28 protein-coding genes are annotated in these 26,004 nt (G+C 68.9%); 10 read left to right on the top strand and 18 right to left on the bottom strand.

What is annotated here, in order from left to right; genetic code table 11:
* Positions 1–213: 213 nt before the first annotated feature.
* The 3 genes from katG to GGQ61_RS15285 all read right to left on the bottom strand — a co-directional run bounded on the left by katG (position 214) and on the right by GGQ61_RS15285 (position 3,917).
* Entirely contained in the window at positions 214–2,409 is a 2,196-nt protein-coding gene (gene katG / locus GGQ61_RS15290) for a catalase/peroxidase HPI (RefSeq protein ID WP_183774457.1), read from the bottom strand.
* A 165-nt stretch (positions 2,410–2,574) separates the two neighbouring features.
* Positions 2,575–3,087, bottom strand: coding sequence for a hypothetical protein (locus GGQ61_RS22055; protein WP_221221065.1), 513 nt, complete (start codon positions 3,085–3,087; stop codon positions 2,575–2,577).
* Positions 3,036–3,917: an aminotransferase class I/II-fold pyridoxal phosphate-dependent enzyme gene (locus tag GGQ61_RS15285; RefSeq protein ID WP_221221064.1), complete on the bottom strand. Its 882-nt coding sequence runs from the start codon at positions 3,915–3,917 to the stop codon at positions 3,036–3,038. The genes GGQ61_RS22055 and GGQ61_RS15285 overlap by 52 nt, the downstream gene beginning before the upstream one ends.
* A 167-nt stretch (positions 3,918–4,084) precedes the next feature.
* On the opposite strand from GGQ61_RS15285, the gene GGQ61_RS15280 reads away from it, so the two are divergent.
* On the top strand, positions 4,085–4,903 hold the full coding sequence (locus GGQ61_RS15280; protein ID WP_183774454.1) for a MipA/OmpV family protein: 819 nt from the start codon (positions 4,085–4,087) through the stop codon (positions 4,901–4,903).
* 31 nt (positions 4,904–4,934) lie between these two features.
* Here the strand turns inward: GGQ61_RS15280 and GGQ61_RS15275 are convergent, their stop codons facing one another.
* The gene (locus GGQ61_RS15275) at positions 4,935–6,347 is read right to left on the bottom strand and encodes an aldehyde dehydrogenase family protein (protein WP_183774451.1); all 1,413 of its coding nucleotides are present in this window, start codon (positions 6,345–6,347) and stop codon (positions 4,935–4,937) included.
* A 67-nt stretch (positions 6,348–6,414) separates the two neighbouring features.
* Positions 6,415–8,343, bottom strand: a complete 1,929-nt coding sequence (locus tag GGQ61_RS15270) for a pyrroloquinoline quinone-dependent dehydrogenase (protein ID WP_183774448.1) — start codon at positions 8,341–8,343, stop codon at positions 6,415–6,417.
* Positions 8,344–8,571: 228 nt separating this feature from the next.
* On the opposite strand from GGQ61_RS15270, the gene GGQ61_RS15265 reads away from it, so the two are divergent.
* Genes GGQ61_RS15265 through GGQ61_RS15255 form a run of 3 tightly spaced genes read left to right on the top strand, consistent with a single transcriptional unit; the run spans position 8,572 to position 11,281 of the window.
* Complete coding sequence (locus tag GGQ61_RS15265; protein WP_183774445.1) at positions 8,572–9,354, top strand: DUF2092 domain-containing protein; 783 nt, start codon at positions 8,572–8,574, stop codon at positions 9,352–9,354.
* A 13-nt stretch (positions 9,355–9,367) separates the two neighbouring features.
* Positions 9,368–10,129 carry a hypothetical protein gene (locus GGQ61_RS15260; RefSeq protein ID WP_183774442.1) on the top strand — a complete coding sequence of 254 codons (762 nt, stop codon included), beginning with the start codon at positions 9,368–9,370 and terminating at the stop codon, positions 10,127–10,129.
* 6 nt (positions 10,130–10,135) lie between these two features.
* The gene (locus GGQ61_RS15255; protein ID WP_183774439.1) at positions 10,136–11,281 is read left to right on the top strand and encodes an amidohydrolase family protein; all 1,146 of its coding nucleotides are present in this window, start codon (positions 10,136–10,138) and stop codon (positions 11,279–11,281) included.
* Between the two features lies 1 nt (position 11,282).
* Here the strand turns inward: GGQ61_RS15255 and GGQ61_RS15250 are convergent, their stop codons facing one another.
* The 5 genes from GGQ61_RS15250 to GGQ61_RS15230 all read right to left on the bottom strand — a co-directional run bounded on the left by GGQ61_RS15250 (position 11,283) and on the right by GGQ61_RS15230 (position 17,110).
* Positions 11,283–12,854, bottom strand: a complete 1,572-nt coding sequence (locus tag GGQ61_RS15250) for a hypothetical protein (protein ID WP_221221063.1) — start codon at positions 12,852–12,854, stop codon at positions 11,283–11,285.
* Between the two features lie 12 nt (positions 12,855–12,866).
* The gene (gene glsA, locus GGQ61_RS15245; protein WP_183774436.1) at positions 12,867–13,895 is read right to left on the bottom strand and encodes a glutaminase A; all 1,029 of its coding nucleotides are present in this window, start codon (positions 13,893–13,895) and stop codon (positions 12,867–12,869) included.
* A gap of 17 nt (positions 13,896–13,912) precedes the next feature.
* Positions 13,913–15,160 (bottom strand): DcaP family trimeric outer membrane transporter, encoded by a 1,248-nt coding sequence (locus GGQ61_RS15240; protein WP_183774433.1) that lies wholly within the window; start codon positions 15,158–15,160, stop codon positions 13,913–13,915.
* A gap of 103 nt (positions 15,161–15,263) precedes the next feature.
* Positions 15,264–15,677 (bottom strand): DUF202 domain-containing protein, encoded by a 414-nt coding sequence (locus GGQ61_RS15235; RefSeq protein WP_183774430.1) that lies wholly within the window; start codon positions 15,675–15,677, stop codon positions 15,264–15,266.
* Between the two features lie 8 nt (positions 15,678–15,685).
* The gene (locus GGQ61_RS15230; protein WP_183774426.1) at positions 15,686–17,110 is read right to left on the bottom strand and encodes a porin; all 1,425 of its coding nucleotides are present in this window, start codon (positions 17,108–17,110) and stop codon (positions 15,686–15,688) included.
* Positions 17,111–17,413: 303 nt separating this feature from the next.
* Here GGQ61_RS15230 and GGQ61_RS15225 point away from each other — a divergent pair, with 303 nt between their 5' ends.
* Both GGQ61_RS15225 and GGQ61_RS15220 read left to right on the top strand, forming a co-directional pair.
* Positions 17,414–17,869 (top strand): surface-adhesin E family protein, encoded by a 456-nt coding sequence (locus GGQ61_RS15225; RefSeq protein ID WP_183774423.1) that lies wholly within the window; start codon positions 17,414–17,416, stop codon positions 17,867–17,869.
* Positions 17,870–17,956: 87 nt separating this feature from the next.
* On the top strand, positions 17,957–18,286 hold the full coding sequence (locus tag GGQ61_RS15220) for a hypothetical protein (RefSeq protein ID WP_183774420.1): 330 nt from the start codon (positions 17,957–17,959) through the stop codon (positions 18,284–18,286).
* A 35-nt stretch (positions 18,287–18,321) separates the two neighbouring features.
* Here the strand turns inward: GGQ61_RS15220 and GGQ61_RS15215 are convergent, their stop codons facing one another.
* Positions 18,322–18,636, bottom strand: coding sequence for a hypothetical protein (locus GGQ61_RS15215; protein ID WP_183774419.1), 315 nt, complete (start codon positions 18,634–18,636; stop codon positions 18,322–18,324).
* An 89-nt stretch (positions 18,637–18,725) separates the two neighbouring features.
* On the opposite strand from GGQ61_RS15215, the gene GGQ61_RS15210 reads away from it, so the two are divergent.
* Positions 18,726–19,112 (top strand): hypothetical protein, encoded by a 387-nt coding sequence (locus GGQ61_RS15210; RefSeq protein WP_183774416.1) that lies wholly within the window; start codon positions 18,726–18,728, stop codon positions 19,110–19,112.
* On the opposite strand, the gene GGQ61_RS15205 is transcribed toward GGQ61_RS15210, so the two are convergent.
* Both GGQ61_RS15205 and GGQ61_RS15200 read right to left on the bottom strand, forming a co-directional pair.
* Positions 19,109–19,528, bottom strand: a complete 420-nt coding sequence (locus GGQ61_RS15205) for a hypothetical protein (RefSeq protein WP_183774413.1) — start codon at positions 19,526–19,528, stop codon at positions 19,109–19,111. The genes GGQ61_RS15210 and GGQ61_RS15205 overlap by 4 nt on opposite strands.
* A gap of 89 nt (positions 19,529–19,617) precedes the next feature.
* Positions 19,618–19,860, bottom strand: coding sequence for a hypothetical protein (locus GGQ61_RS15200; protein ID WP_183774411.1), 243 nt, complete (start codon positions 19,858–19,860; stop codon positions 19,618–19,620).
* A 256-nt stretch (positions 19,861–20,116) separates the two neighbouring features.
* Between GGQ61_RS15200 and GGQ61_RS15195 the strand changes: the two genes are divergently transcribed.
* Positions 20,117–20,527, top strand: coding sequence for a hypothetical protein (locus GGQ61_RS15195; protein ID WP_183774408.1), 411 nt, complete (start codon positions 20,117–20,119; stop codon positions 20,525–20,527).
* Here GGQ61_RS15195 and GGQ61_RS15190 read toward each other — a convergent pair.
* Positions 20,524–21,453: a LysR substrate-binding domain-containing protein gene (locus GGQ61_RS15190; RefSeq protein WP_183774405.1), complete on the bottom strand. Its 930-nt coding sequence runs from the start codon at positions 21,451–21,453 to the stop codon at positions 20,524–20,526. The two genes, GGQ61_RS15195 and GGQ61_RS15190, sit on opposite strands and share 4 nt — an antisense overlap.
* Before the next feature lie 326 nt (positions 21,454–21,779).
* The gene (locus GGQ61_RS15185; RefSeq protein WP_183774401.1) at positions 21,780–22,034 is read right to left on the bottom strand and encodes a DUF3297 family protein; all 255 of its coding nucleotides are present in this window, start codon (positions 22,032–22,034) and stop codon (positions 21,780–21,782) included.
* A 242-nt stretch (positions 22,035–22,276) separates the two neighbouring features.
* Between GGQ61_RS15185 and GGQ61_RS15180 the strand changes: the two genes are divergently transcribed.
* On the top strand, positions 22,277–22,660 hold the full coding sequence (locus tag GGQ61_RS15180) for a hypothetical protein (RefSeq protein WP_183774398.1): 384 nt from the start codon (positions 22,277–22,279) through the stop codon (positions 22,658–22,660).
* A gap of 2 nt (positions 22,661–22,662) precedes the next feature.
* Here the strand turns inward: GGQ61_RS15180 and GGQ61_RS15175 are convergent, their stop codons facing one another.
* A complete protein-coding gene (locus GGQ61_RS15175; RefSeq protein WP_343056151.1) occupies positions 22,663–24,036 on the bottom strand; it encodes an aminotransferase-like domain-containing protein in 1,374 nt (457 codons plus the stop codon).
* A gap of 80 nt (positions 24,037–24,116) precedes the next feature.
* On the opposite strand from GGQ61_RS15175, the gene GGQ61_RS15170 reads away from it, so the two are divergent.
* Positions 24,117–24,557 (top strand): DUF983 domain-containing protein, encoded by a 441-nt coding sequence (locus GGQ61_RS15170; RefSeq protein WP_183774394.1) that lies wholly within the window; start codon positions 24,117–24,119, stop codon positions 24,555–24,557.
* 240 nt (positions 24,558–24,797) lie between these two features.
* On the opposite strand, the gene GGQ61_RS15165 is transcribed toward GGQ61_RS15170, so the two are convergent.
* The gene (locus GGQ61_RS15165) at positions 24,798–25,160 is read right to left on the bottom strand and encodes an EthD domain-containing protein (RefSeq protein WP_183774391.1); all 363 of its coding nucleotides are present in this window, start codon (positions 25,158–25,160) and stop codon (positions 24,798–24,800) included.
* A 1-nt stretch (position 25,161) separates the two neighbouring features.
* Positions 25,162–25,881, bottom strand: a complete 720-nt coding sequence (locus GGQ61_RS15160; protein WP_183774388.1) for a dienelactone hydrolase family protein — start codon at positions 25,879–25,881, stop codon at positions 25,162–25,164.
* Positions 25,882–26,004 lie beyond the last annotated feature (123 nt).

Below are 26,004 nucleotides of genomic sequence, written 5' to 3'. Positions count from 1 at the left end.
CGCAGCGAAAGCCAATGGGGCGCGTTCGGACCGAGGCGAGGTGGTCGCCGCGCCCAGGCCGCTGCGCGCACACCGCCGGTGCGAATGTGGGAAACGCCAGCGAAGTGGACGGGGGCCCCAAACGCGGTCGACGGCGCGAGGGACGCGCCGCCAAAGGGATCAACGCCCCCGACAGGAGTCGGGGGCGTTGAACACAGCAGAACCTGCCGGAGCTCAGGCGAGGTCGAAGCGGTCGGCGTTCATGACCTGGGTCCAAGCGGCGACGAAGTCGTTGACGAACTTGTCGCCGGCGTCGGCCGAAGCATAGACCTCGGCCAGGGCGCGCAGCTGGGAGTTGGAGCCGAACACCAGGTCGGTGCGGGTGGCGGTCCAGCGTTCCTGCTTGGTTTGGCGGTCCGTGCCGAGGAACACCTCGTCGCCGTGGCCGTCGATCTCCTTCCAGGCGGTGTTCATGTCGAGCAGGTTGACGAAGAAGTCGTTGGTCAGTTGGCCCGGACGGTCGGTCAGGACGCCATGTTTCGAGCCGCCAGTGTTGGCGCCCAGCACCCGCAGACCGCCGACCAGCACGGTCATCTGCGGCGCAGAGAGGCCCAGCAGCTGGGCGCGGTCGACCAGCAGCTCCTCGGTCGGGACGTTGAAGGCGACCTGCAGATAGTTGCGGAAGCCGTCGACCCGCGGTTCGAGCACCGCGAAGCCCTCGACGTCGGTCTGGTCCTGCGAGGCGTCGGTGCGGCCGGGGGTGAACGGGACCTCGACGTTCCGACCGACAGCCCGGGCCGCCTTTTCTATCCCGACCGAGCCGCCCAGCACCACGAGGTCGGCGATGGAGACGGTCTTGGCTCCGTCGAACGCGGCCTTGATGTTCTCGTAGGTCGACAGGACCTTGGCCAACTTCGGCGGATCATTGACTTCCCAGTCCTTCTGAGGCGCGAGGCGGATGCGGCCGCCGTTGGCGCCGCCGCGGTGATCGGAGCCACGATAGGTCGAGGCCGAGGCCCAGGCGGTCGAGACCAGCTCGGCGACGGAAAGATCGGAAGCGGCGATCTTTTCCTTCAGCGCTTGGATGTCGGCGGCGTCGATGACCGGACCGCTGCGGGGCGGGATAGGATCCTGCCAGATCAGGTCCTCAGCCGGGACCTCGGGACCGAGATAGCGAGCCTTTGGACCCATGTCGCGGTGGCAGAGCTTAAACCAGGCGCGGGCGAAGGCGTCGGCGAAGTAGGCGGGGTCGGCGCGGAACTTCTCGGAAATCTCGCGGAAGCCCGGGTCGATCTTCAGCGCCATGTCGGCCGTAGTCATCATGGTCGGGACGCGGCGGTCGGGGCTGTGGGCCCCCGGCGCCATGTCCTCGGGCTTTTGGCCGACCGGCTGCCACTGCTTGGCGCCGGCGGGGCTGCGCACCAGCTCGTACTCGTAGTCGAGCAGCATGTGGAAGAAGGTGTTGTCCCACTTGATGGGCGTGGGGGTCCAGGGGCCTTCCAGGCCCGAGGTGATGGTGTGGTCGCCCATGCCGCTTTCGTGACCGCTCTGCCAGCCGAGGCCTTGCTGAGCGATGTCGGCGCCTTCCGGAGCGGCCCCGACCTTGGAGGCGTCGCCGGCGCCGTGGGCCTTGCCGAAGGTGTGGCCGCCGGCCGTCAGGGCGACGGTCTCCTCGTCGTTCATGCCCATGCGGTGGAAGGTCTCGCGGATGTCGCGCGCCGATTGCAGGGCGTCGGGCACGCCGCCGGGGCCTTCCGGATTGACGTAGATCAGGCCCATCTGGATCGCCGCCAGCGGGCTCTCCAGCACCATGTTCTTTTCAGGTTGGATGCGGGTCTCGTTGCCTTCCTGGCCGACCCACAGCTCCTCGGTGCCCCAGTAGACGTCGCGCGCGGGTTCCCAGACGTCGGCGCGGCCGCCGCCGAAGCCGAACACCGGCCCGCCCATGGACTCGATGGCGACGTTGCCGGCGAGGATCATCAGGTCGGCCCACGAGAGGTTGGCGCCGTACTTCTGCTTGATCGGCCACAGTAGGCGGCGGGCCTTGTCGAGGTTGCCGTTGTCCGGCCACGAGTTCAGCGGCGCGAACCGCTGCTGGCCCGAACCCGCCCCGCCGCGGCCGTCGCCGGTGCGGTAGGTGCCGGCGCTGTGCCAGGCCATGCGGATGAAGAACGGCCCGTAGTGCCCATAATCGGCCGGCCACCAGGGCTGGCTGTCGGTCATCAGGGCCGTCAGGTCGCGCTTGACGGCCTGATAGTCGAGCTTTTTGAACGCTTCGGCATAGCTGAAGTCCGGCCCCATCGGATCTTCGGTGCGGAGGATTTCCAGCGACAGACGGTTGGGCCACCAGTCGCGATTGGTGCGTCCGAGCAGCGAACGCAGGGCGCCGCGCTCTTTGCGCGGGTCGTTCAGCGGGGATGCGTCATCCATGTCCCAAGTCCTCCCATAACGGCGATTTCCGAGCAGCGTAGGCCCAGGAATTCGCGCTGGCTAATGGGAAAACTTTGTCGTCTCCATCGAGACAATCAATGGGTTGCGGAAAAAGCATAGAAACGCCCCGCGCGTGGATAGCGCGGGGCGAGGCGCAGCTTGGCTTCAGGCTGCCGTGACGCTGGGCCGGGCGGCGGCGTCGAGCGCCGCATGGCCGCTGGCGAGATAAGCGCGCAGAGCCGCGGCGAGGTCCGTCAGCACCGCCTCGAACTTGGTTTCGTCGGCCTCCAGCAGGGTGAAGCGGAATCCCTGCAGGTCGGAGTTGAAGCCGGTGGAGAGCGGCACCACGCAGATGCCGGTGGCGGCCAGCAGGTGGAGCACGAAGCGCTGGTCGAGCGCCGCCCCAAGATGCGGGGCGATGATCGCCGCGGCGCTATCGGGCGCCGGCAGCGACTGGTCGAGGTTCAGCGCCCCGTGCCGGAAGACTGCGGTCATGTAGAAGGCGCCGCGGGCCGGATGGATGGTGATCTCGGGAATGTCGGACAGCACCTGGGCGGCGCGCTTGGCGCGGCGGTCATAGGCGCCGACGCGCTCCTCCAGGTAGGGATAGTAGCGCGGGTCGCCCATCACCTGCGGCAGCACGCGCTGGGGCAGGGTGGTGGCGCAGACCTCCAGCATCTTGGTCTCAAGCAGCGAACGGGCGAAGCGGTCGAAGTCGGCGTCCTGGTCGCGGTTGTAGATCTCGATCCAGCCGCAGCGCGCGCCGGGCCAGGGGAATTCCTTGGAGATGCCGCGCATGGCGATGGCCGGCACCTGGCGATCACCGAAGCCAGCTTGCGCATGTCCGAGCCGGGATAGGCGAGGTTCGAATAGATCTCGTCGGAGATCAGGAACAGGCCGTAGCGGCGGGCGATGTCGACGATCGCGGCCAGGGTGTCCTGTGGATAGACGAAGCCGGTCGGGTTGTCGGGATTGATGATCAGGATGGCGGCGATATGCGGATTGGCCGCGACCTTGGATTCGAGGTCGGCGAGGTCCGGCTTCCAGCCGTTCTGCGGATCGAGGCGATAGGTGATGTGCGGCGCGCCGGCGTGGGCGGCCTCGGCCGAGGAGTGGGTCGGATAGGCTGGGTTCGGGCCGATCACGCGGGCGGACGGGTGCAGCGCACCGTAGATCGTCGAGATGGCGTCGCCGAGCCCGTTGAAGAACAGGATGTCGTCGGCGGTGATCTGGATGCCGCCTTCCAGGTTCCGCTCATTGGCGATGTAGGCGCGGGTGTCGTCCAGGCCCTTGGTCGGGGAGTAGGCGAAGCTCAGGTCGTCCTGGGCGACGCGCCCGACGATCTCCTTGATCCAGGCGGGCGGGTGTTCGCCCTTGGCGACGGGGTCGCCGATGTTCTCCCAGCGGATCGGCTGGCCTGCGGCCTCGATTGCCTTGGCGACCTCCACGATCTGGCGGATTTCGTAGCGGAGGTTGTCGGCTCCGGGATGGACGATGGAGGTGCGCACGTGAGTTCCGTTCGATCACTCAGGGTTCGGACGGCTCTGATCCTAGATCGCAGAGATGAACGCAAGCTGGCATCAGCGCACCGGCGACAATCTGCGGCGGGCGCGGTGTCGGCAACCGAACGGCGAAGCTGTGCGTTGGGTGAGCGGCAGCTGGCGGAGGGTGCGCCATGGGCGTTCGAGGTTCAGTCGCGTCCCAGCTTATCAAGTCTTGCCTCGTCGCGGTGATCGCGGCCGTCGCGGCGTCGCCGGCGGCGGCGCAGGAGGCGCCGACCGTCCTCGGCTGGACGCTGGACAGTGTCAGGGCCGGGGTGCGCTACGCACCCGACTATCTCGGATCGGACGACTATCAGCCGTCGCTCACCGGCGCGGTGGTGCTGTCGCGGCGCGTTGCGGCGCCGACCCCGACCGGGGCGCCGGACGACGGCGTGAGCCTGGGCCTGCTGGGCAGGGGGGCGGTGACGGCCGGCCTGGTCGGGCGCTGGCGCTCTGAGCGCAAGGACGAGGATGACCTGCGTGGGTTCGACAAGATCGATCCGACCGTGGAGGCCGGCGGCTTCGTCAACTGGTGGACGAGCGACTGGCTGCGGCTGCGGGCCGAGGTGCGCCGCGGATTCGGCGGCCATGAGGCCTGGGTCGGAAGCTTCGCGGCCGACGCCGTCGCGCGCGGCGAGCGTTGGACGCTGACCGCCGGGCCGCGGCTCGATTGGGGCGACGACGATTTCACCAGCACTTACTTTGCGGTCTCCCCGCTGGAGGCTTCGCGCAGCCCGCTGGGGCTCGCCGCCTATTCGCCGAGCGGCATGTCCTGGTCGCCCGGCGTCGTGGCCAGCGCGAAGTATCGGGTGACGCCGCGCTGGAGCGTGGAGAGCATCGCCACCTATTCCCGGATCACGGGCGACAGCGCCGACAGCCCGATCGTCGAGCAGTTGGGCTCGCCCGACCAGTTCAGCATCAGCCTCAGCGCGCGCTACACGCTGGGACGGTGAGTCCCCGGCCGGAGCCGGGGACGCCCGGCCGTCAGCGGGCCATGTTGAGCACCTGGACCTGGGTGAATTCCTTCAGGCCTTCCTCGCCCAGCTCGCTGCCGACGCCCGACAGCTTGGCGCCGCCGAACGGCAGGTGCGGCTGCAGGTCGGCGTGCTTGTTGATCCAGACCGTGCCCGACTCCATGCCGGCCGCCAGGCCCCAGGCGCGCTCGGCGTCCTTGGCCCAGATCGAGCCGCCGAGGCCGTAGTCCGAGGCGTTGGCGCGGGCCACGGCGTCGGCGGCGTCGGAAAACTTGATCAGCGGCAGCACCGGGCCGAACTGCTCCTCGTCGACCAGCTTCGAGCCGTCGGTGATGTCGCGCACGATGGTCGGGCGGATGAAGTAGCCCGTGTCGCCAGCGCGCTCGCCGCCGGCGATGACCTTGCCGTCGCGGCGGCCGGCTTCGATGTAGCCCAGGACCTTGTCGAACTGGGCCTTGTTCTGCAGCGGCCCGAACTCGGTGCCCTGTTCCAGTCCGTCGCCGACCACGGCCGCGTCTGCTAGCTTGCCCAGCTCGTCGCACATGGCGTCGTAGATGCTTTCGTGGATGTAGACCCGCTTGGCGGCGATGCAGACCTGGCCGGAGTTCTGGAAGGCGGCGGCGAAGATCTTCGGCGCGGTCTCGACCGGGTCGACATCATCCAGCACGATCGCCGCGTCGTTGCCGCCGAGCTCGAGGGTCACGCGCTTGAGGGCGTCGGCGGCGCCCGCCATGACCCGCTTGCCGGTCTCGGTCGAGCCGGTGAAGCTGATCTTGCGGATGTCGGGGTGGCCGGTGATCGCAGCGCCCAGGTCGTTGGCGTCGGCGATGACGTTGAGCACGCCGGGCGGCGCCAGGTCCTTGACCAGTTCGGCGATCTTGAGGGTCGAGAGCGGCGTGGTCGCCGCGGGCTTGAGCACGATGGTGTTGCCGGCCAGCAGGGCGGCCGGAACCTTGAACGCCATCAGGATCAGCGGGAAGTTCCAGGGCACGATGGCCCCGATCACGCCGAGCGGCTTGCGGCGGATCTCGACGCGGCCCTTGTCGTCGTCCTGCACGGTCTTGGCCGGCAGGTCGAGGGTGGCGAAGTAGCGGAAGAAGGCGGCCGCGCCGAACACCTCGCCCATCGCCGCCTGCAGCGGCTTGCCCTGTTCCTGCGTCAGCAGCCGCGACAGCTCCGGCAGGGCGCCCTGGATGGCGTCGGCCATGGCCAGCAGCGCCTTGCGGCGCTCGTCGATCGAGGTCGCGGCCCAGGCCGGGAACGCGGCCTTGGCGGCGGCGACGGCCTGGTCGAGCTGGGCCTTCGAGGCGCGCGAGCAGACGGCGACGGTCTGTTCGGTGGCCGGGTTGATGACGTCCATCGTCGCGTCGCCGGCCACCAGCTGGCCGCCGATAAGGAGCTTGAAGTCTGGCGTAGCAGTCATGGCGGAGCGTCCTTCCCAAAATTTTGGGGCCACGCTCCGCCCGTTACGCTGCGGCGGTCAAGGCGGTTTAGTCGGGTAGGGCGAAGGCGATCACCTGATCGCCGCGGCGGGTGTCGCCCTTGGCGTGGCCGCCGGCGGCGATGACCACGTACTGGCGGCCCTTCCAGACATAGGTCATCGGGGTCGCCTGGCCGCCGGCCGGCAGGCGGCCTTTCCAGAGCTCCTGGCCGGACTTGGCGTCGAAGGCGCGGAGGTAGTCGTCCATGGCCGCGCCGATGAACACCAGGCCCGAGGCTGTGGCGATCGGGCCGCCCATGTTCGGCGTTCCGACCCCGCGCATGACCAGCTGCGAGCCGGGCGCCAGGTCGCGGGTCGTGCCGAGCGGCGTGCGCCAGAGGATCTTGCCGGTGGTCATGTCGACGGCGGTGAGCAGGCCCCAGGGCGGCGGATTGCAGGGCAGACCGAGCGGCGAGACCAGCAGCTCGCGGCGCATGCCGTAGGGCGCGCCGGCCTGGGGGCTGATCTCCAGGTCGGGATGGGCCCGCTTCTCTCCGGCGACCTTGGCGGCGGGGATCAGCGTCACCTTGTGCAGGGCCGAGGAGGTGTTGAGGAAAGCCACGCCCCGGCGTTGGTCGAAGGCCAGGCCGCCCCAGTTCGAGCCGCCGCCGGTGAACGGGTAGAGGATCGTCCCCTTGGTGCTGGGCGGGGTGTAGAGCCCCTCGTTGCGGGCCCCGGCGATCAGCTTGCGGCAGGCGTCCCTGTCCCAGGGCGTCAGGCCGAAGGCGTCGTCAGGCCTGATGCGATTGGGGGCGAGCGGCTCCGGCGCCACCGGGAACGGCTGGGTGGGCGAGAGCACCTCGCCGACCTCGCCGCCCTGGGGGACGGGGCGTTCCTCGACCGGGATGATCGGGCGGCCGGTCTCGCGGTCGAGGGTGAACACCAGGCCCTGCTTGGTGGTCTGGATCACCGCCGGGCGGAGCGCACCGCCGCGGTAGGCGAGCATGGCCAGGGTCGGCTGGGCTGGGACGTCGTAGTCCCAAACGTCGTGGTGGGTGGTCTGGAAGGCCCAGGCGACCTGACCGGTGGCGGCGTGAACGGCGACGACCGAGTTGGCGTGGGCGGCATCGCCTGGCCGCGCCGCCCCGTAGAAGTCCGGGCTGGGGCTGGAGGTCGGCAGGAACACCAGGCCGCGGGCCGGATCGGCCGACATCGGAGCCCAGACATTGGCGGCGCCGGCGACGACGCCTGGGCCGGCCGCCTGCAGCGGATCGTAGGTCCAGCGCAGGGCGCCGGTGACCGCGTCGAAGGCGTGGACCGCGCCGGGCGTCTCGCGAACCCGCTGGTTGTCGTCGATGGAGGAGCCGACCACGACGACGCCGTCGATCACCACCGGGGCGGAGGTGATCTGGGCGCCGCCCGACCGCGCCAGCTGGGCGCCCGGCATGGCGTCGACCTGGCCGCCTTGGCCGAAGGCCGCGCAGGCCTTGCCGGTGGCGGCGTCGAGCGCGAACAGCCGCCGGTCGTTCGTGGCCATGAAGATGCGCTCGGCGCAGGGCGCGTCCGCCGGGGCGGCGGGATCGCGCCAGTAGGCGACGCCGCGGCAGTTGAAGCTGTTGGGATAGCGCGCGCCCGCGTCAATCTTCGGGTCGAAGGTCCAGAGCGCCTGGCCCGTGCCGGGGGCATGGGCGCTGGCGACGTTGAAGGGGCTGCAGAGGAAGAGCCGGCCGCCGGCCAGGATCGGAGTGGCCTCGAACGCGGCGCGTTGGACCGCGTCGGCGTGGGTCCTCATGTGACCGGTGGAGTAGGTCCAGGCGACCTTCAGCCCCCGGACGTTGGCCGGGGTGATCTGAGCGGCGGGGGAGAACCGCTGGCCGCCGGCGTCGCCGCCGTAATGGGGCCAGTCGGTGTCCGGCGCCGGGGCGGGCGCGTGGCCTTGCGGGCTGCAGGCGGCGAGGGCGAGGGCGGCGATGGCCGGAACTGAGAAGCGCGGGATCATGGTCCGATGATCGCACCGGTCCCGGCCTCGAAAAGGGCTCTGGGACAAGCGGCGAGCGTGGCGGGGCGAGCGGTGGACGCCTCCCATCAAGAATAGACCTCAGTCAGTTCTTCGCGGGAGGCGCCGCCTAGGGATTCTACCAATGGTTAGAGGCGGCTGATGGGCGGACAATCACGCTCATCAAGGAGGATCGGCAAGCCGGTCCTTGCCGAACCTTAGAGAACGACCATGCGGATCCATTCGGCGCTCGCCAGTTCCGTAGCGCTTCTACTTTCAGCATCCGGGCTCGCCCAAGCGCAGCAGCCTGCGCCGGCGGCGAAGCCGGCGGCGGGAGCGGAGCTGCCGCCGCAGGAGGTCGAGGAGGACGCCCTCAAGGCGCTCAAGCGCATGGGTGCCTATCTGGACACGTTGAAGACGTTCGGGCTCACCGCCAACTCGACGATCGACGTCGTCACGGTGGACGGTCAGCGGCTGCAACTGGATGGAGTGACCAACTACAAGGTCCGCCGCCCCAACGGCTTCGTCATCGACCTTAACAGCGACATCAAGAAGCGGACGTTTTTCTATGACGGGAAGTCGTTCACCGTCTCCGCGCCCGAGCTGAAGTACTACGCAACGGTCGACGCGCCGGCGACGAACATCGCCACCCTGGACGCCATCTACGACAAGTACGGCATCGCGCTGCCGCTCGAAGACCTGTTCCATTGGAACGGCGACAAGACGCGCGAGGACAAGCTGATCTCGGGATTCGCCGTCGGACCGGCGACGATCGACGGCGTGCCGACCGAGCACTACGCCTTCCGCGAAAAGGACATGGACTGGCAGATCTGGATCGCGAAGGGCGACAAGCCGCTGCCCAAGAAGCTGGTGATCATCGACCGTACCGACGAGACCGGCCCGACCTATGTGGCGCGGCTGAGCTGGGTCGAGAACCCCGTCTACACCCAGAAGGATTTCGCCTTCACGCCCGCGGGGGACGCCAAGCCGATCAAGTTCATGGCGGCGCGTTGAGGAGGATGCGGCGATGACCAAAGCGCGTCTTTATCGAGCGACCCTCGCCACGGCGATCGTCTCGATCGTCTGCATGGCGGCGTTCGACAGCTACGCCCGCGGCCGCGGCGGCGGCGGCGTGCGCGGCGGCGGCATGTCCAGCATGAGCCGCGGCTCGTCGATGAGCCGGGGCAGCATGGGCGGCGCCTCGCGCAGCATGAGCTCGCCTCCCCGGCAGAGCAGTTCGATGAGCCGAGGCAGCAGCTATGGCGGCAGCCGCGGGCAGGGCGCCTATTCCGGCGGCCGCACGAGCGGCGCGCAGGGCGCATACGCCAGCGGCCGCCCTTCCGCGGGCCAAGGCGGCTATGCGGGCAATCGGCCCGCCGGAGGCCAGGGCGCCTATGCGGGGAACCGACCGAACGCCGGGCAGGGCGGGCGGGCCAGCGCCGGGCAGCTCCCGGCGCGCGGCGACGGCAACCGCGGCAACAACAACAATATCAACCGCGGCGACATCAATGTCGGCAACGATATCAATATCGATGGCGACAACGATTGGGGCTGGGGCGGCTGGGACGACCATCCGATCGGCGCCGGCATCGCGTTCGGCACGGCCGCGGCGGTGACCTCGGCGGCGATCTACGGGTCGATGTACTACGCGCTGCCCTATGGCTGCTCGCCCTACTACGGGTCGTACTATTCCTGTGGCGGCATGTACTACGAACCGCGCTACGAGGGCGACACGGTCGTCTATGTCACGGTGCCGGATCCGGCGCAGCCGCCGCCTCCGCCGCAGTAGGTGAGCATGACCAGAATGCGCATCCCGTGGGCCGCCGTGGCGGCGAGCGCGGTCCTGGCGGGGCTCGCCGCATCGGCCGCGGCTCAGCCCGTTCCGAAGCCTGACCCGACCCCGCCGGTTCCGACCTTCAAGCGCAGCCTGGCGTCGTTCGCAAAGTCGAATCCAAGCCCGCAGTGCTTCGACCGCAAGACCGAGCCCTATACGGGCGTCTCGGACGCTCACTTCCATCCCCGGCCGTTCGGCGGCCAGGCGATCGAGCCGACGACCCTGTTCCAGTTCTTCGACAAGGCCGGCGTGCGGTTCGTGACCTATATGGGCATCGGCCAGTCGCTCGATATGAAGTCGGACTGCACCTACTATCTGAACTGTCCTGGGGTGGCGGCGAGGCCAAGCATCAAGAACGACTTCGTCAACGCCCAGGAGGTGAAGGTCTATCCGCACGACAACGTCCACATCACCCTATCGATGACCTTCGTGGACCTGGCCCATCCCGAGGGCGCGGTGGAGACCATCGCGCTCTACGACCGCGAGTTTCCCGGCATGTTCGCCTGGATGGGCGAGGTGAACGTCATGAAGCAGGCCCTGCTCAAGAACGGCTTCGAACCGCCGACCTTTGAGAGCATCGACCGCTGGGGCCCGTTCATGAAGGTGCTGCGGGATCGGGATATCCCGCTCACCGTGCACGCCGACCTCGGCAACGACGCCGAGCCGACCAAGTTCGTGCCGCTGATGCAGCACGTGCTGAAGGCCTACCCAAACAACAAGATCGTCTGGGCGCACATGGGGCTCTCCAAGGAGCTCACCAAGATGGATCCCAAGCTGCACGTGGCGATCATGCGCAAGGCGCTGGACACCTATCCGAACCTGATGCTCGATATATCTTGGGACGTGATCTACAACGCCTACTATCAGTACGGGCAGGACTTCATCGATCTGTTCAACGCCTATCCGACCCGGATCCTGAACGGCTCGGACTTCGTCGCCGCCAGCGAGAAGCCGTTCGAGCAGTATTGGAAGGAACTGGAGATCACCAGCCGGGTGAACCGGCGGCTGAACGACGAGGCGTTCCGCAACATCGCGCTGGGCGAGAACTACTTCCGACTGTTGAACCTGGATTACGCCGCGCCGCCGGTGTGCCGCGCCGGCGGTTAGCTCAGAAAGCCAGCGAAAAATCGGTGACGAAGGTGAAGCCGTTGCCGCCGACGGGGATCGGATAGGCGGTGTAGCCGACCGGCGAGTTCTTCACCCACAGGCCCATGACGTTCACCCGCAGATCGCGGCGCTGCAGCGGGAAGTAGTTGAGACCGAGGGCCAGGTCCCAGGGATCGCCGTACTGACCGAAAATCTGCGATCCGGACGCATAGAGTTGCAGGGTCTTGGGGATGACCATGGCCGAGGCCTGCAGCGAGTAGCCCTGGTCGAAGAAGTCGTCCCGGGGGAGAATTCCCTCGTACTGAAGCGGGTCGAGCCAGCGGGCGTAGTACTCACCCTCCAGCGCGTAGCCCTTGTATTTGACGGCCGCATCCAGGGCCATCATCTGGTAGCGGACCTCGGTGATCCGGCCCGTCCCGAACGCGGTCGGGCTGAAGATCAGCGTGCCGTCGGAAAGCCGAATCTGGGTGTTTTCGATCGAGTCGGTGGCCGGCTGCGACTGCGGGTCCTCGGAGCTGCGCGTGTAGTGGGCGCTGAACAGAGTCGCGACTTGCTGATGTTCCTCGAAGTCGCCGAACCCGTTGGCCGGGCCGAACTCCTTGGTCGTCGGCATCCAGGTCAGGGCGGCCGACCAGGTGTTGGGCTTGGCGTCGAGCTGGCGGGCCTGGACGCCCAGCGCGCTGAGGTTGTTGGCCAGCATCACCCGGTATTCGAGGCCGTCGACGACCTTCCCTTCGGCCCAGACGCCTTGCGTGTAGGAGCCGCGGAAGAACTCGTCGGCGATGGGGCGGTTGTCATTGCGAAGCCAGTACGGGAAGGTCCGATTGGTCGAGCGGGTCGAGGGAACCGAATGGATCCCGAAGAAGGCCCGGAAGTGCTCGTTGAAGGTCCAGTTGATGTTGCCGGCGGCGACCACCTGAGCGCCAAGTCCCTGGCTGGTCTGCGAGGTCCAGACATAGGCGTTGTAGCCGAACCGCGGATCGAACAGCCAACCGCGCAGGGTGATCTGCACCTTGGCGAGCTGGAAGTCCTCGCGCGGGGTGACGTCGAAGGGCTGGCCGAAGGTGCTCGTATAGGTGTGGTCCATCCCGTGCTGGTTCAGATAGCGCAGGTAACTGACCAGGCCGAGGTTCACCTCGCCAGCGTCCGAGCGCACAAGGATCACGCCCTTGCCGGGCTCGAAGCCGCCCCACTTGGCGCCCTTGGGCGGAGCCTCGGCGCGTTGGCTGGACTGGAGGTTCGGCTGTGCGTTCGTCGCCGCTAGCTCAGGGGCCGACGTCGGCGCCGCCGGATCGCCGGCCACCAGGCTGAACTGGCGCGAGAGCGCGTCGATGCGCCGGGCGCGGGCCTCCTCGGCGGCTTTGGCGGCGGCCGACTCCGCCTTCAGGGCTGCGATCTCCCGGCGGATGTCGGCGAGCGCGGCGTCCGAGGCGCCGGGCGCCGGCGGCGGCGGCGCGGTAGCCTGGGCCTCGTCGGCCGCCGCTGCTGACGGCGGCCAACTGGCCGCGAGGAGCAGGGCCGCGCTTGCCGAGCCGGCCGCCAGCGTTCCACGCGCTCCACCCCCGCCACGCATGACCTTCTCCAGCTAGACCGGACGCACCGAGTAGGGGTTGCCGTCGAGGGCGTTCGAGATCGCGGTGATCGCGCGCTGGCCGCGCACGCTGTTGCCGGCCGCGTCGAGCGGCGGGGCGAAGGTGCCGATGCCGAACTTGCCCGGCGAGACCGCGATGATGCCGCCGCCCACGCCGCTCTTGGCCGGCAGGCCGGTGTGGAACAGCCACTTGCCGCTGTCGTCGTAAAGGCCGGCCGTCGCCATCACCGCCAGGATGCCGGGGACATGGCGCGGATCGATCACCTGCTTGCGGGTCACCGGGTTCTTGCCGCCGTTGGCCAGGGTGGCGGCCATGACCGCGAGGTCCTTGGCGTTCACGGCGATGGCGCACTGGCGCGTGTAGAGGTCGACGGCCTGGGCCGGATCGCCGGGGAAACGCTCGTAGGCCGACATCAGCTGACTGATCGCCCGGTTGCGCTGGTTTGTGTCGGCTTCCGACTTGTAGACGACCTGATCGACGTCGAGCTGGCGGCCGGCGAAGTCGCTGTGGATGCCGAGGATCTTGCGCCAGACCTCGTCGGCGCTGGAGCCCTTCACCATGCCGGTGGTGGCGATGGCCCCCGGATTGACGAAGGGGTTCATCTCCTTGCCCTTGTACTGCTCGACGGCGGTGATCGAGTTGAACACCTGGCCGGTGGCGTCGACGCCGATACTGTTCTCGATCAGGGCCTCGCCGGACTCCTGGAACACCAGGGCCATGGTGAAGACCTTGGAGATCGACTGGATCGAGAACTTCGGCTCGATGTCGCCGACGAAGGACGACTTGTTGGTCGGGGTGACCAGGCCGATCCCGAAGTAGTGGGACGGCACTTGGGCGAGGGCCGGGATGTAGTCGGCGTTCTTGCCTTCGTTGAGGGTCTTGTACTGGGCGTGGGCGGCCTTGACCGCGGCGTCGATGTCGCCGCCGGCGGCGGTCTGGGCGAGCGCCGGTGCGGCGGCGGAGGCGGCGGCCATGAAGGCGAAGGCCTTGGCCAGGTCCCGCCGGGAAGCGTTGGGTTGCATGATCGAGTGCTCCCTGATCAGCGGAAGTCGTTGCTGGAGAAGGCGTATTTGAACGAGACCTGAAGGCGGTAATCCTCGCCTTCCTCGCCGTCCTTGTCCTCGCGGGTGCCCCAGAGGAATTCGCCGCCCATCATGATCTTGTCCGAGGGCGTGTAGAGCAGGTTCACCGAGGCGTACTGGGCGGTCTGGAAGGCGGTCGCTTCCTGGAAGTTGGTGTTGTCGACCTGCACGCGGCTGTAGCCGATCGAGGAACTCCACTGATCGTTCCAGTAGTGGTCGTAGTAGGCCATCATCCCGAACAGCGGCACGACCTCGCCGCGCAGGCCGATGGGCGGCGGCTGGCCGGGGGCCGGCGGAGGGGCGTTGAGGCGGTCGGCTTCCGGCGCCAGGTCGGTGCCGCCGTCGTTCATGTAGCTGGCGATGCCTTCGCCGTAGACCGCGCCGAGGTGGATGACGTCCTTCTTGAGCAGCTTGATGTTCGAGGTGAGGTTGACGCCCCAGCCGGTCTTGCTGTCGGAGGGTTCGTTGTTCGGCGTGCCGGCGGTTTCGAAGCCCACGCGGCGCAGGATGCCGGCCACCTGGACGTGGCCCCAGCCGCCGTCGTAGCGCCAGTGCGCGGTCAGGTCGGGGAGCTCTTCGTCGCCCTGCAGGCCGCTGGCGATGTCGGAATCGATGAGGCGGATATTGCCGGGGTCGATGTCGTTGCTCGGCTGCTCGACCGCGACGGCGAACTGGTGCGGCCCGGTCTTGTAGGTGAAGCGGATCTGCGGGTTGCGCAGGAACACCATCCCATTGGGGCCCCAGTAGTCGATGGTGTTGGGGAAGGTGTCGCCGTCCATGAACAGGCTGTTCGTCTGGCCGGCGAGGACCGGGCCCCATTCGCCATAAGCGTGACGCAGGCGGAAGGTGGTCTGCCCGGCGTCGTCGCCGACGCCGTAGAGATCGAACTCGAAGCGGACGAAGAGGTCCTGCCCGCCGATCGGCTGCTTGGCCCGGACGCCGAGGCGCGATTGCCGGGCGCTGATGACGGCCTGGCCGTCGTCGCCGTAGATGCCGTCGACCGTGGGAATCTTCGAGGGGCGCAAGGTCGCGTCCCAATCGGGGTGAACCCGCTTGAAGTCCTGAACGTAATCCAGCTGCGCGAATCCGTAGACTTCGAAGTTGGGTTCGTCTTGAGCCCACGCCACGCCGCCTGCGCTCAATCCGAGCGCCACTGTCGCCGCGCAGGCGCTGCGGTGCGCTGTGATGCCTGAGAATTGCACCATTACCAGCCCTCCATTGGTCGCTCTTTCCCTGTGGAGCGTGACCGCACTCTGAAGACCTGTCCGATGAGTGACTATCAGGTCGAATACTGACCAGAGCGAGGGTTCATCCGAAGGTCTGCAGGATCATGGTCCCGAAGGCCGCCGCGCCGAGCGCCAGCAGCAGGCCGGCGACCACGAAGGTGGAGCGGATCCGGTAGCCGCGCGGGGAGCCGGGCGGCAGCGGATGGCGGCGGCGCACGACCGCCAGAAAGCGCCACTGGCTCCAGAGGCCCCAGCCCAGGTTCAGCAGGCCCAGCGTCAGCAACGCCAGGCCGATCCGCCGCGCGATCTGGTCGATGTCGACGCCGAGCGACGCGCTGGCGTCGGCGTTCTGCAGGAAGGCGTGGATGGTGAAGCCGAAGCCGATCAGCGAGATCGAGGTCTGCACGATCTGGATCATGGTGCGCTCGACGTCGCGCAGGGCGGTGTCCCGCAATGCGGCGACCGCATCGGCGTCGGAGGGGAGAGGGACGGGCATCGGGCCTCCTAGAACGAATATCGGATACGGACGGCGAGGATGTTGAAGGTCTGGCCGATCTGGACGCCGGGCGGGGGCGTCGCGGGCGGCGCGCCGAAGGGCGCCGGATCGTCGATCCCCGCCGGATTGAGACGGTCGACATCGACGTGGAGGTAGTTGGCCATCACCCGGACGCGGGGGCGCGGATACCAGAGCAGCGCGGCGCCGAGGATCTGCTGGCGGCCGCCGCGCACGCCGCCCAGGGGCGTTGGCTGGCCGGCCGCGCCTTCGTGGTCGTCGAGGTCCATGAGGCTGTAGCGGAAGGCCAGCTCCAAGGCGCCCCAGCCGCCCTTGCCGATCGGGGCGAGCGGCTTGGGGAATGAGAAGGCGGCGAGCGACTGGTCGAAGCGCCGGGTCTCGCCGGTCAGGATCCAACTGCCCTGGACATAGTAGCCGCCGAAGCGGAGGTCGCCGCCGGGCCCGTGGCGGTCAACGCCGAACAGGAAGCCCTCGGCCTGGAGGTAGAAGTTCCGGCGCTGGGCGGCGAATTCCAGGCCGAGGACCTGGGCCCGGTCGGCGTCGATCTCGCCGGTGTCGATCAGCGGGGTGTCGTCCACGTCGATCTCCGGCGTGTTGAGAAACCGGACCGGGAAGCGTTCGGGGCGGCCGGAGTCCTGCTCGCTGGCCGGGGCCAGAACGTAGGTTCCGTTGACGCCGAGGTGGATGCGATAGTCGTTCCGCCCCTTGAAGGCCCGGGTGTAGCGCCCGAGGATCGCCGCCCGCGGCGCGTAGTCCTCGCCGGCGTCGAGCTGGGGCCCGGTCAGGCTGAGCGCGATCATCGAGCCGGGGACGACGCGCCTGACCGTGACGCCCACCCGGCCGTCGCCGCCGCCGAGCGAGCGGGCGAGGTCCGCGGCGGTCGCCCGTTCGAGGAACAGGTTGCTGTCGGAGCTGGTCGCGCCCTCCATGTTGGTCGGCGGCGAGAAAGCGCCGATGCGGATCGAGTAGGGCTTGCGAAGGTAGCTGGCCCAGACCTCGGCGATCCGGGCTTCGCCGGCCTCGTCGGCGTCGCCGAACTCGAACATGGCGCGATAGGCGAAATGGTCGCCGTGAGAGCCCTCCCACCCGAGGCGGGCGCGGCGCAGATAGGAGCCGTCGTTGAGATTGCGCGCGCGCAGGGGATCGCCGAGATGCACGCCGCCGCGCCGGAAGTCGCCTTCCGGCGGGCCTTCGGCGGCCTGATCGTAGATCGCGCCGTCATACTGCAGGTAGCCGTGGAAGGTCCAAGGCCCGAGCTGGAAGTCGAGGTCGAGCAAGGAGCCGAGGGAAAAGCCGCCATCGTCGGCCTGGGCGTCGGCGGGCGGCGCGGCCGGCGGCGTCGCGGGCGCCGCCGGGGCCTGTTCGCCCGAAACCGCCGCGGCGAGCGCGGCGCTTGTCGTGGCAAGGGCGTACACGATCGCCGGCCTCCTAGGGATCGGCAGGGTCGGAGAACTGGGGCCCGTGCGACATAGGGCGAACACCTGAAGGCTGGGCGGGAATAACCTGCAGCGTTGGCGGTCGCTGGCACAACCAGGGCGGTGGGGGAGAACCAGCCCTCGGGAACGTCGTCGTCGCGTTTAGCCCTTGCCATGGCGCCGCTCCGGACGGGGAAGGTGGCGCCGATCGTGAACCCGGCGGGAGCGTGGAACGTTAACTGTCCCAGTCGCGAACGGTTTGACCGGGCGCGTTTGGGCCACGCTCGCTCGGAGGGCTGTGGGATGAGCTATCGCAAGGCGGCCGCGGCCGCATTGGGTCTGGCGCTGCTGGCCGGAGGCGCGCAGGCCGCGCCGTTCGAGGCCGTCAGCTTCAAGAAGGGGCAGAGCGCCCTGGTCTACGACGTCGGAAGCGTGCGGCGCGAGGGGGCCATGGCGCAGGCCTGGGTCTACCAGATCGTCGCCGCCCCGATGGATGGGGCGAGCATGGTGGCGACCTTCCGGGAGTTTTCCTGCGCCATGCGCCGCACGCGCGACATCGCCCGCCGCTTCGTGTCGCCGGACGGTCAGACCCTGCGGTCGGTCGAAACGCCCGGCGAATGGCAAGACGTGGCGCCGGGGGACGAGCGGTTCGAACTGATGCAGCAGGTCTGCACGGGCAAGCCGCAGCGCATCGCCGGCCAGCAGATGTCGGTGTTCGATTTTCAGACCGTCGTCCGCGACGCGCTGGGCGCGCGCTAGGCTTCACATTCCCGCACGCACGGCGCGCTTGCGCGGTGGCGGCGTAGCGGGGTGGCCTGGAGGCGCTTGCCGGGTTAACTGCCTGCCATGGCGAAGACCAAACAAAGCGACGAGTTCGAGATCGAGGTCGACGGAGAGCCCTATGTCTGGTGGCTCCACCGGCGACCGCAATGGTCCAGCGACTCTGCGAAGTGGCGCGGCATGGCGATCGCCGTGCGCCACCAGGACGGCAAGCGCGAAGCGGTGGTGGAGTTTCCGCCGGGGCCGCAGCCCCGGTTCGGCGCGCCGCAGCTGCAAGCCTCGCAGATCGCCCGGCCGCTGGTGGCGAGGGCGATCGCCTCGGCCGTCGCGGCCGGCTGGGAGCCGCTCTCGCGCGGCAAGACCGTGACGATCGTCGTGGACGAGGCCGGCGGCTGACGTCGCCCCCCGCATCGCGGAGGGGGCCGAGCGGGTCAGGCTTCTTGGTGGAGCGTGCGGGCGGCCGGCTGGCCGGCGAGTAGATCTTCGTGCTCGGAGTCGCGGACCGCGCGCGAGACGTTGAGCCGGGTGAACAGGTGACCCTGGGCTTCGGCAAGGGTCGTCTGGGCCAATTGCTTGGCGCGCGACAAGTCGCTGCAGACGCCGAGACCGACGATGGTCACCTCCGGCCCTTCAAACGCCAGAACGGCGAAATTGCCCGCCGTCGGCGTGTGATGATCGCTCTCCGGCCAAGCCCGGAAGCGGTAGGCGGCGCCCGAAGCGCCCCGGAGTTCAACAAATTCACGCATCAACACTATCCAAGCGCCCAACAGGCGCCAATTTCCAGAACTATCGCACCGGTGAATCACCGATCCACGAACAGGAGCCTAACCGGCGCATGTCGGAGTCTATCGAGCGCTTCCTGCGCCGTCGCCCCACCATCTCCACACATGCGCCACTTGGCCGCGTGTTCAACGTCCTGCGGGAGACCTGGAGACTCGACGACGACCCCAAACGCACGACCCCTGATAGCGGTTTCATCGCGACAGGGCGATCCGCATCAGAGGCCGCCGACCTCGCCCGCGAGTGGACCGGGCGGTACGCCAAGCACGGCTTCGACAAGCCCTCCGGCGCCTGGTGGGCGGTGGAAGGCCCGCACATCCACCGCGTCACCGTCGCGCCGCGCCGGCGCCGCTCGCTGGGATTGGCGCTGGGCCTGGGCGCCGCAGGCCTCGCGGCCGTGCTGGTCGCCCGCGGCGCTTCGGGACGCCGCAGCGGCGGTTAGCAGGCGTAGCGTCGCTCGATGGTCACCCGGCGGCCGATATACGGATCGTAGACCCGGTCGCGGCTGACGCAGGTGCGCGGGGCGTAGCCATAGGCGTACGGCCGGGCGTAGCCGCCGCCATAGTAGCCGGCGCCATAGTCGCGCGAGCGGCCGCCGTAATAGCCGCCGTTGTTGTAGTAACCGTTGCTGTAGTAGCCGTTGTCGTAATAGCCACGGTTCTTGTTGTTCGACCCGGCGATGGCGGCGCCGAGCGCCAAGCCCAGCACGCCGCCGACGATGGCGGCCGCCGCGGCGTCGTTATTGTTGTCGTGGCCGCGATGGTAGCGGTAGGGCTCGGCCTGCGCCGAGCCGGCGCTGGCTGCAATCGCGCCGGCCGCGGTGACCGCCGCGAGGGTCGCTGTCAGGAGCTTTTTCATGCTCGCCTCCTTCTGGCCCGACCCAAGATGGGCGCGGCCAGGTTCAGGCGATAAAATCTCAAAGTCCCGCTGAACGCAGGCTGAATGGGTTAGCGAGTCTCGCCGCTGCGGGGCAGGGCCCTAGCGTTCCAGGGATCTCCACGCGGGGTCACCACCGTGAAGTCCGGGCCGCTGAGCAGCGCCACCACCGTTCCGGCCTGGGCGGCGGTCGGCGGCGCGCGACTGGCGAACGTCGGCGCTTCGGCGGAGGACGCCGAGGCGATCGCGACAATAAAGACCGTCGTAGCCAGCACCTTCATCTCAGAACCCTTGCTGTCCCGTCGCCGGGTCATCTTCAAGATTCCGTCCCTCCTGCGGGGTTGTGCGAAAAGTCGGCGCGGCTATCCAGTCAATTCAACCCGGTCATGAAAATTTATCGCGGCCGCGATCCTGGGGCGCGAGCGGTGACTGCTGATTGGGCGCCGCGGCCCATGGTGAAGGTTATGGCGGCGATTGTGCTTTCGTCGTCATCTGCTCGCCATGTTCGCGCAGTTAAGCGTTCCGCCATTGCGCCCTGCGTTTCGGGGCGTGCGTTGGACGGAGCAGACGGTGAAAGCATTTTTCACGGCGATCCTCGCAGCTGCGGCGCTGGGACTGGCGGCGTGCGGCGAGAAGACGGCGGGGGCGCAGAGCGGCGACCCGAACGCCGGCCTGGATGTCGCCATCCGTGGTTGGCACGCCGAGTTGAAGGCCAACGACCCGCAATGCAAGGGCAAGCCGGACGGCGAGCAGTGCCGCGCGTTCGAGGTGGCCTGTAAGGGGCTGCGCGAGGTGAGCCCCGACGAGGCGGCGCGCGGCATGACGGCGAAGATCGGCGCGGCCATGGGCTGGGAAGCCTGGGACGTGGCGCGATCGGAATATCGCCCGACCTCGGCTGTGGCGGAGTTCCAGAAGGTCGGCGGCGAGTGGAAGCGCATTCCGACCGGCCCGGTCAATCTCTCGACCTGCGTGGCGTCCTAAGGCTCGCGCCGCGGATAGTCGCGCAGGACCGGGTCCTGCGCGACGCAGTCCAGGATCCACTCGCGGAACGCCTTGATCTTGGGCGCGCGGGCGCGGTCGGCCCGATAGGCCAGCCAGTACGCCCCGCCGTAGTGGGCGACGGTCTTGAACGGCATGACCAGCCGCCCGGAGTCGAGATCGGCCGAGAAGAAGAACGGGCAGGCCAGGGCCACGCCCTGTTCGCCGAGCGCGGAGGCGACCTCCAGCGTCTGGCTGTCGCCGATGATCCGCGGCGTGCGGATGTCGGCGGCGTCCTGGCGGCCGACACCGGCGGCGGCGAACCAGATCGCCCACTCGTCCGGCGATCCGATCAGCGGCGCGTCCAGCAGGTCTTGAGGCCGTGTCAGGCCGCCCAACCGCTCGCGCATGGCCGGCGTGCAGAGCGGCGCATGGATGTGCGGGAACAGGTAGTGGCTCTCGATCCCCGGCCATTCGCCCTCGCCTGAGCGCAGGGCGACGTCGAAGTTCTCGTGCGCGAGATCGACCAGCCGCGTGGAGGTGTCCAGACGCACGGCGATCGACGGATGCCGGAGCTGGAAGGTGCCGATGCGGGGGGCCAGCCACTGGTTGGCGGCGGTGGCCAGCGAGGTGATCGACAGCACGCCTTCGCCGACCTCGGCGATGTCCTGCAGCGCCGTACGCAGGACGCTGACCGCCTCGCTGGCGGCGCGCGACAGCCGCTCGCCGGCGGTGGTGAGGGTCACTTCGCGCGGCAGCCTTTGGAACAGCGCCTGGTCGAGCCGTTTCTCCAGCGCCTTCACCTGCCAGCTAACCGCGGCCTGGGTGACGCCCAGCTCCTGCGCGGCGCGGGTGAAGCTGCGCAGCCGCGCGGCGGCCTCGAACACGCGGATCGCGCTGAGCGGGATGGTGGCGAGGATGTCTGGCATAAGTGTTCCTAATGCATAGAGCAGGAGGATGCGTTTGTCATCGCGCGCCGTTCGTCCGATTTACGCTTTGCCGTCAAGCGAAGAGGAAGGAGCGGGCGATGGAAGAACTACACAGACTGCATAAGGATGTTCCCTTTGGTTGGGTCCTTTGGCTGCAGGAGATGTTGGGGCAGGAGGGGCGCAAGCGCGCCATCCGTCAGGCTGTTGCGGGCCGGCGACCAGCCGCGAGCGAGGCCGTGCCGGACGACCTGCACTGCCTGTCGGCGCCGCACTAGCGCCGCTTGGTGGATTGTAGGGAACGGCCGCGCAGGCCGCGCCGCGAGGCCTTACTCGGCCAGGTCCTGGAAGTAGGGCTCGACCGTGCCCTGAAGCTTGACGGTCATGGCGTTGCCCTTGCGGTCGACGGTCTTGCCGACGCTGAGCCGCACCCAGCCCTCGCTGACGCAGTATTCGTCGACATTGGTCTTCTCGACGCCCTTGAAGCGGACGCCGACGCCGCGCGCCAGGGCCTCCTCGTTGTAGTGCGGGCTGGCGGGGTTGACCGAGAGGCGGTCGGGCGGAGTGGTCGGCTTGTCGCTCATCGCGCCCGATTAGCCTTCCTTGGCGAGATTGCCTAGTCCGGCTGCTCGGTGAAGGCGCTGGTCAGCCACTAGCGCACCTCGTCCTGGACGGTGTCGATGCTCGTGCCGGCGTGCGGCGACAGGGCATCCCCGCAGAGAGGCCAAGAGATTCTTCCGAACCGCGTCAACGCCCTCTTAAGCAGCGCCCCGCCAGGATGGCCCGGCCCTTGCGAGACAGGGGTCTTGCGACCTGGGAGGTCGGCATGTCGGTGACCCGGACGTCCAGCGTGCGGCGGTCTCACGACCATTTCGAGCCGGACGGCTCGCTCGACCCGCAGGCCCAAAAGCGCCTGCGCGGCCACATCGAACAGATCGACTACACGGCCTACGCGTCCAACCGCGAGGTGATCGGCCAGATGCTCGGCCAGGCCGACGCTGCTAAGTTCCAGAAGCTGGCGGTGGCCGCGGCCCTGGCCCGCAGCCAGTGGGTGTCGGAGGCGCTGGCCCTGAGCGAAACCCCGCATCTGCTGACCGTTCAGGAAACCGAGCGGCTTGGCGCGCTGCGCAGCGCCTATGAGGAGCTGACCGAAGCGTACGAGGCCATGCGGCGCATGGTTGAGCGCGGCTACCTGACGTTCCCGGCCTAGAGCTACACCACCAGCCGGCCGCTCGGCTCGCCGCCGAGGATGGCGGCGACGCCGCGCAGGGCCTGGGCGAGGACGGTCTGTTTGGCCGGACCGCCCAGCGAGATCCGCAGGCCGGACCGTGCACCGGGCGCGGCGGCGAAGGCCTCAGCGGTGACCAGGGACAGACCGCGGCTCTGCGCGGTGTCGCGCAGGCGATCGCCGGGCCAGTGATCGGGCGTGTCCAGCCAGATGTGGATGGCTTCCGGCGAGCCGTGAGCGGCGGGCAGGATCTGGCGGGCGAGGGCCTGGCGCTCGCCCGCCTCGGCGCGGACCGCGGCCAGCACCTTGTCGGCGGTTCCCTCGCGGATCCAGGCGGTGGCGATGGCGGCGCCGAGCGGGGCGGGCATCAAGGTGGTGGCGCGCAGGGCCTCGGCCAGACGCTGGGCGGCGCCGGCGTCGGGGGCGGCGACATAGGCGATGCGCAGGCCGGGCGACAGCGCCTTGGCGGTGGTGGCCAGATGCCAGACGTGCTCCGGCGCGAAAGCGGCGATGGCGGGCAGGGGGGCGGACGGCAGCCGGCCATAGGCGTCGTCCTCGATGATCGGGACGCCGGCGGCGCGGGCGATCTGCGCCACCTCGCGGCGGCGGGCTTCCCCCATGGTCACGGCGGTCGGGTTCTGCTGGGTCGGGATGCAATAGATCGCCCGGGCCGCTGTTTCGCCGCAGAGCCGGGCGAGGGCGGCCGGATCGAAGCCTTCATCGTCGACCGGGCAGGCGACCAGGCGCAGGCCGAGCAGTGCGGCGGCTGACCGAACGCCCGGAAAGGTCAGGGGCTCGACGATGATCACGTCGCCGCGCCGGGTCAGCAAGGCCAGGGTTGCGGCCAGCGCCGCCTGGGCGCCTGGCGCCACCACGATGCGGTCGGGGGAGACCTCGCCCAGGCAGGGCGCGAGCCAGACGCCGCCGGCGGCGCGCTGGGCAAGCGATCCGCCGGACGGATGATAGGCCATCAGCGCCTGCGGGTCGGTGCGATCGAGCACCGCGCCGGCGGTCTCCTTCAGGAGTTTCCCGAGGTTGAGCCCCTTGGGCGGCGGCGGCAGGTTCATCGACAGATCGACGAGGCCCGCTTCGTCCTCGGCCGCCCGGCCGGCGACGAAGGTGCCGCGTCCGACCGCGCCCTCGACCAGGCCGCGGGCGCGGGCGGCGGCGTAGGCGCGGGTGACGGTGGTGAAGTCGACGCCGAGCACGGCGGCTACGGTCCGCTGGGGCGGCAGCTGCTCGCCGGCCTGCAGTTCGCCGTCGGTGATCGCCGCCTCGAGCGCGCGCAGGATCGCCAGGTAGATCGGGCCGCCGCCGCGTTCGACGCGCCGCAGCCAGAAGGTCGCAGGGCCGGCCATGCTTGCTATCTCGCTCCGAAATCCATACATTGATATTTAATTGTAGGCATAAATGCAACGATTGTATGTAGGACCTGGCCATGGCCGACGCCAACCAAACCTATGACCCGCCGCTGCCGATCATCTCGGGTCTGACCTGCCGCTGCCCGCGCTGCGGCAAGGGCAAGCTGTTCAGCGGTTTCTTGAAGATGGCCCGGAGCTGCGAGGCTTGCGGGCTCGACTTCTCGTTCGCCGACCCGGCGGACGGCCCGGCGTTCTTCGTAATGACCGCCATCGGCATGATCGTCATCGCGGTCTTCACCTGGGTCGAGGTGGTCTATCACCCGCCGATATGGTTCCACGTCGTGACGGTGTTTCCGGCGCTGATCATCGGCTGCCTGGGCACGCTGCGGCCGGTGAAGGCCTGGCTCGTCGCCTCGCAGTTCTTCCACAAGGCGGAGGAGGCGCGGTTCTCCAGCCTCGGTGGGCATGGCGAGGGCGGCTTCGGGCTGCGCGGCAAGGCGCGCGACCGAGCGGCGTAATCAAATCCAATTCGACCTGAGGTAGGGTGTTCTAGGCGCCACGTTCCCGCATTTTGTGGTGGCAGGTGCGTCTGCGGAACAACTGCGACAAGAATGTTAATTGGATCGACTCATTCCGTCCGTCATAAAGACGCCATCGTTTCGACGCGGCGCCGAGGACGGCGACGAGGTCCGCCTGTGGGGACAGGCTAAGAGGGCGCTTCCGGCTTCGGTCGGGAGCGCCCTTTTCTTTGCTCCGCCTCAGAAGATGACGTGCTCGTGGCCCCACCAGAGGGGCGAGCGGGACAGGTCGACGAACCGCTTTTCGTCCTCCAGCAGGAGGGCGCCGGCTTCGCGGGCCGCGCGGGGCTCGGCGCTCGCCATGTCCTCGAAGCTGTCCCACCAGAGCTGCGCGACGCCGTCGAAACCTTCCGGCCCGCCGCGCACGTCGCGCAGCGCCGCCGAGGTCTCTGCCGGCAGGCTGTGCAACTGAACGTAGCGGCGGATCCGCAGCGTCTCGCGGACGCTGGCCACCAGCGGCGCGTGGGTGTTGAGCCAATAGTCCTGGAACTGCTCGCGGGTCAGTTCTGGGCGGCGGACAAGGGCGAAGGTGAGCTTGAGCATGTCAGGCCAGCGCCTCGCCGAGGAAGCCGGCCATGGCGGTCCAGGCCCGGTGGGCGGTCGCCTCGTGATACTCGATGCCCATGTCGGGCATGTTCGCGCCCGGGTTCATGAAGGCGTGCTTGGCGCCGCCGAAGGCGTGGAGCTGCCAGTCGGCCTTCGCGGCGGTCAGTTCCTGGCCGAGGGCGACGACGTCTGCCGGCGGGACCATGGGGTCGTCCCAGCCGTGATAGGCCGCGATCCTGACCTTGATGGGACTGACAGTCGGCAGGCCCGGCGGGGTGAACAGGCCGTGGAAGCTGGCGACGCCCTTGAGGGGCGCGCCGGCGCGGGCCAGGTCGAGCACGCAGAGGCCGCCGAAGCAGAAGCCGATCGCCGCCAGAGCGTCGGCGCGCAGTTCGGGCAGGGCGGCGACCACCTCGACCACATGCAGCAGCCGCCGGCGCAGTTCGGCCCGGTCCTGGACCAGCGGAGTCATCAGCGCCTCGCACTCGGCCGGGGTCGAGCCGCGCCGGCCCTCGCCGTAAAGGTCGACGCAGAAGGCGCCGTAGCCAAGGCCGGCCAGGCGTCGGGCGAAATGCTCCTGGCCTTCGGAGCGCCCCTCCCAGCCGTGGAACACCAGCACGCCCGGCAGCGGTTCGTGGGCGCCGTCCGGCAGCACCAGGGCCCCGTCGTGCAGCGCGTCGTCGCGATGGTATTCGATCGTGCGGATGTGGCTTTGCATGCCCGGCTCCTCCCGTTTGCGCGACGCTAGGCGCTGGGCGGCGGGTTTCGCAAGGCGGCCGCCACGTTACCTGACGGGTAATCGCGCAGCCTTCGCGCGGCCGGCATGGTCGGGGCGTCAACA

This window comes from Phenylobacterium haematophilum, from assembly GCF_014196295.1.
GTDB classification, from domain to species: domain Bacteria; phylum Pseudomonadota; class Alphaproteobacteria; order Caulobacterales; family Caulobacteraceae; genus Phenylobacterium; species Phenylobacterium haematophilum.
This window is presented reverse-complemented; position numbering and strand designations above follow the sequence as displayed.

Excerpts from the sequence above, each read along its gene's own strand:
- katG (WP_183774457.1), bottom strand. The coding sequence starts at position 2,409 with ATGGATGACGCATCCCCGCTGAACGACCCGCGCAAAGAGCGCGGCGCC.
- GGQ61_RS22055 (WP_221221065.1), bottom strand. The coding sequence starts at position 3,087 with ATGCTGGAGGTCTGCGCCACCACCCTGCCCCAGCGCGTGCTGCCGCAG.
- GGQ61_RS15280 (WP_183774454.1), top strand. The coding sequence starts at position 4,085 with ATGGGCGTTCGAGGTTCAGTCGCGTCCCAGCTTATCAAGTCTTGCCTC.
- GGQ61_RS15275 (WP_183774451.1), bottom strand. The coding sequence starts at position 6,347 with ATGACTGCTACGCCAGACTTCAAGCTCCTTATCGGCGGCCAGCTGGTG.
- GGQ61_RS15270 (WP_183774448.1), bottom strand. The coding sequence starts at position 8,343 with ATGATCCCGCGCTTCTCAGTTCCGGCCATCGCCGCCCTCGCCCTCGCC.
- GGQ61_RS15265 (WP_183774445.1), top strand. The coding sequence starts at position 8,572 with ATGCGGATCCATTCGGCGCTCGCCAGTTCCGTAGCGCTTCTACTTTCA.
- GGQ61_RS15260 (WP_183774442.1), top strand. The coding sequence starts at position 9,368 with ATGACCAAAGCGCGTCTTTATCGAGCGACCCTCGCCACGGCGATCGTC.
- GGQ61_RS15255 (WP_183774439.1), top strand. The coding sequence starts at position 10,136 with ATGACCAGAATGCGCATCCCGTGGGCCGCCGTGGCGGCGAGCGCGGTC.
- GGQ61_RS15250 (WP_221221063.1), bottom strand. The coding sequence starts at position 12,854 with ATGCGTGGCGGGGGTGGAGCGCGTGGAACGCTGGCGGCCGGCTCGGCA.
- glsA (WP_183774436.1), bottom strand. The coding sequence starts at position 13,895 with ATGCAACCCAACGCTTCCCGGCGGGACCTGGCCAAGGCCTTCGCCTTC.
- GGQ61_RS15240 (WP_183774433.1), bottom strand. The coding sequence starts at position 15,160 with ATGGTGCAATTCTCAGGCATCACAGCGCACCGCAGCGCCTGCGCGGCG.
- GGQ61_RS15235 (WP_183774430.1), bottom strand. The coding sequence starts at position 15,677 with ATGCCCGTCCCTCTCCCCTCCGACGCCGATGCGGTCGCCGCATTGCGG.
- GGQ61_RS15225 (WP_183774423.1), top strand. The coding sequence starts at position 17,414 with ATGAGCTATCGCAAGGCGGCCGCGGCCGCATTGGGTCTGGCGCTGCTG.
- GGQ61_RS15220 (WP_183774420.1), top strand. The coding sequence starts at position 17,957 with ATGGCGAAGACCAAACAAAGCGACGAGTTCGAGATCGAGGTCGACGGA.
- GGQ61_RS15215 (WP_183774419.1), bottom strand. The coding sequence starts at position 18,636 with ATGCGTGAATTTGTTGAACTCCGGGGCGCTTCGGGCGCCGCCTACCGC.
- GGQ61_RS15210 (WP_183774416.1), top strand. The coding sequence starts at position 18,726 with ATGTCGGAGTCTATCGAGCGCTTCCTGCGCCGTCGCCCCACCATCTCC.
- GGQ61_RS15205 (WP_183774413.1), bottom strand. The coding sequence starts at position 19,528 with ATGAAAAAGCTCCTGACAGCGACCCTCGCGGCGGTCACCGCGGCCGGC.
- GGQ61_RS15200 (WP_183774411.1), bottom strand. The coding sequence starts at position 19,860 with ATGACCCGGCGACGGGACAGCAAGGGTTCTGAGATGAAGGTGCTGGCT.
- GGQ61_RS15190 (WP_183774405.1), bottom strand. The coding sequence starts at position 21,453 with ATGCCAGACATCCTCGCCACCATCCCGCTCAGCGCGATCCGCGTGTTC.
- GGQ61_RS15185 (WP_183774401.1), bottom strand. The coding sequence starts at position 22,034 with ATGAGCGACAAGCCGACCACTCCGCCCGACCGCCTCTCGGTCAACCCC.
- GGQ61_RS15180 (WP_183774398.1), top strand. The coding sequence starts at position 22,277 with ATGTCGGTGACCCGGACGTCCAGCGTGCGGCGGTCTCACGACCATTTC.
- GGQ61_RS15175 (WP_343056151.1), bottom strand. The coding sequence starts at position 24,036 with ATGGCCGGCCCTGCGACCTTCTGGCTGCGGCGCGTCGAACGCGGCGGC.
- GGQ61_RS15170 (WP_183774394.1), top strand. The coding sequence starts at position 24,117 with ATGGCCGACGCCAACCAAACCTATGACCCGCCGCTGCCGATCATCTCG.
- GGQ61_RS15165 (WP_183774391.1), bottom strand. The coding sequence starts at position 25,160 with ATGCTCAAGCTCACCTTCGCCCTTGTCCGCCGCCCAGAACTGACCCGC.
- GGQ61_RS15160 (WP_183774388.1), bottom strand. The coding sequence starts at position 25,881 with ATGCAAAGCCACATCCGCACGATCGAATACCATCGCGACGACGCGCTG.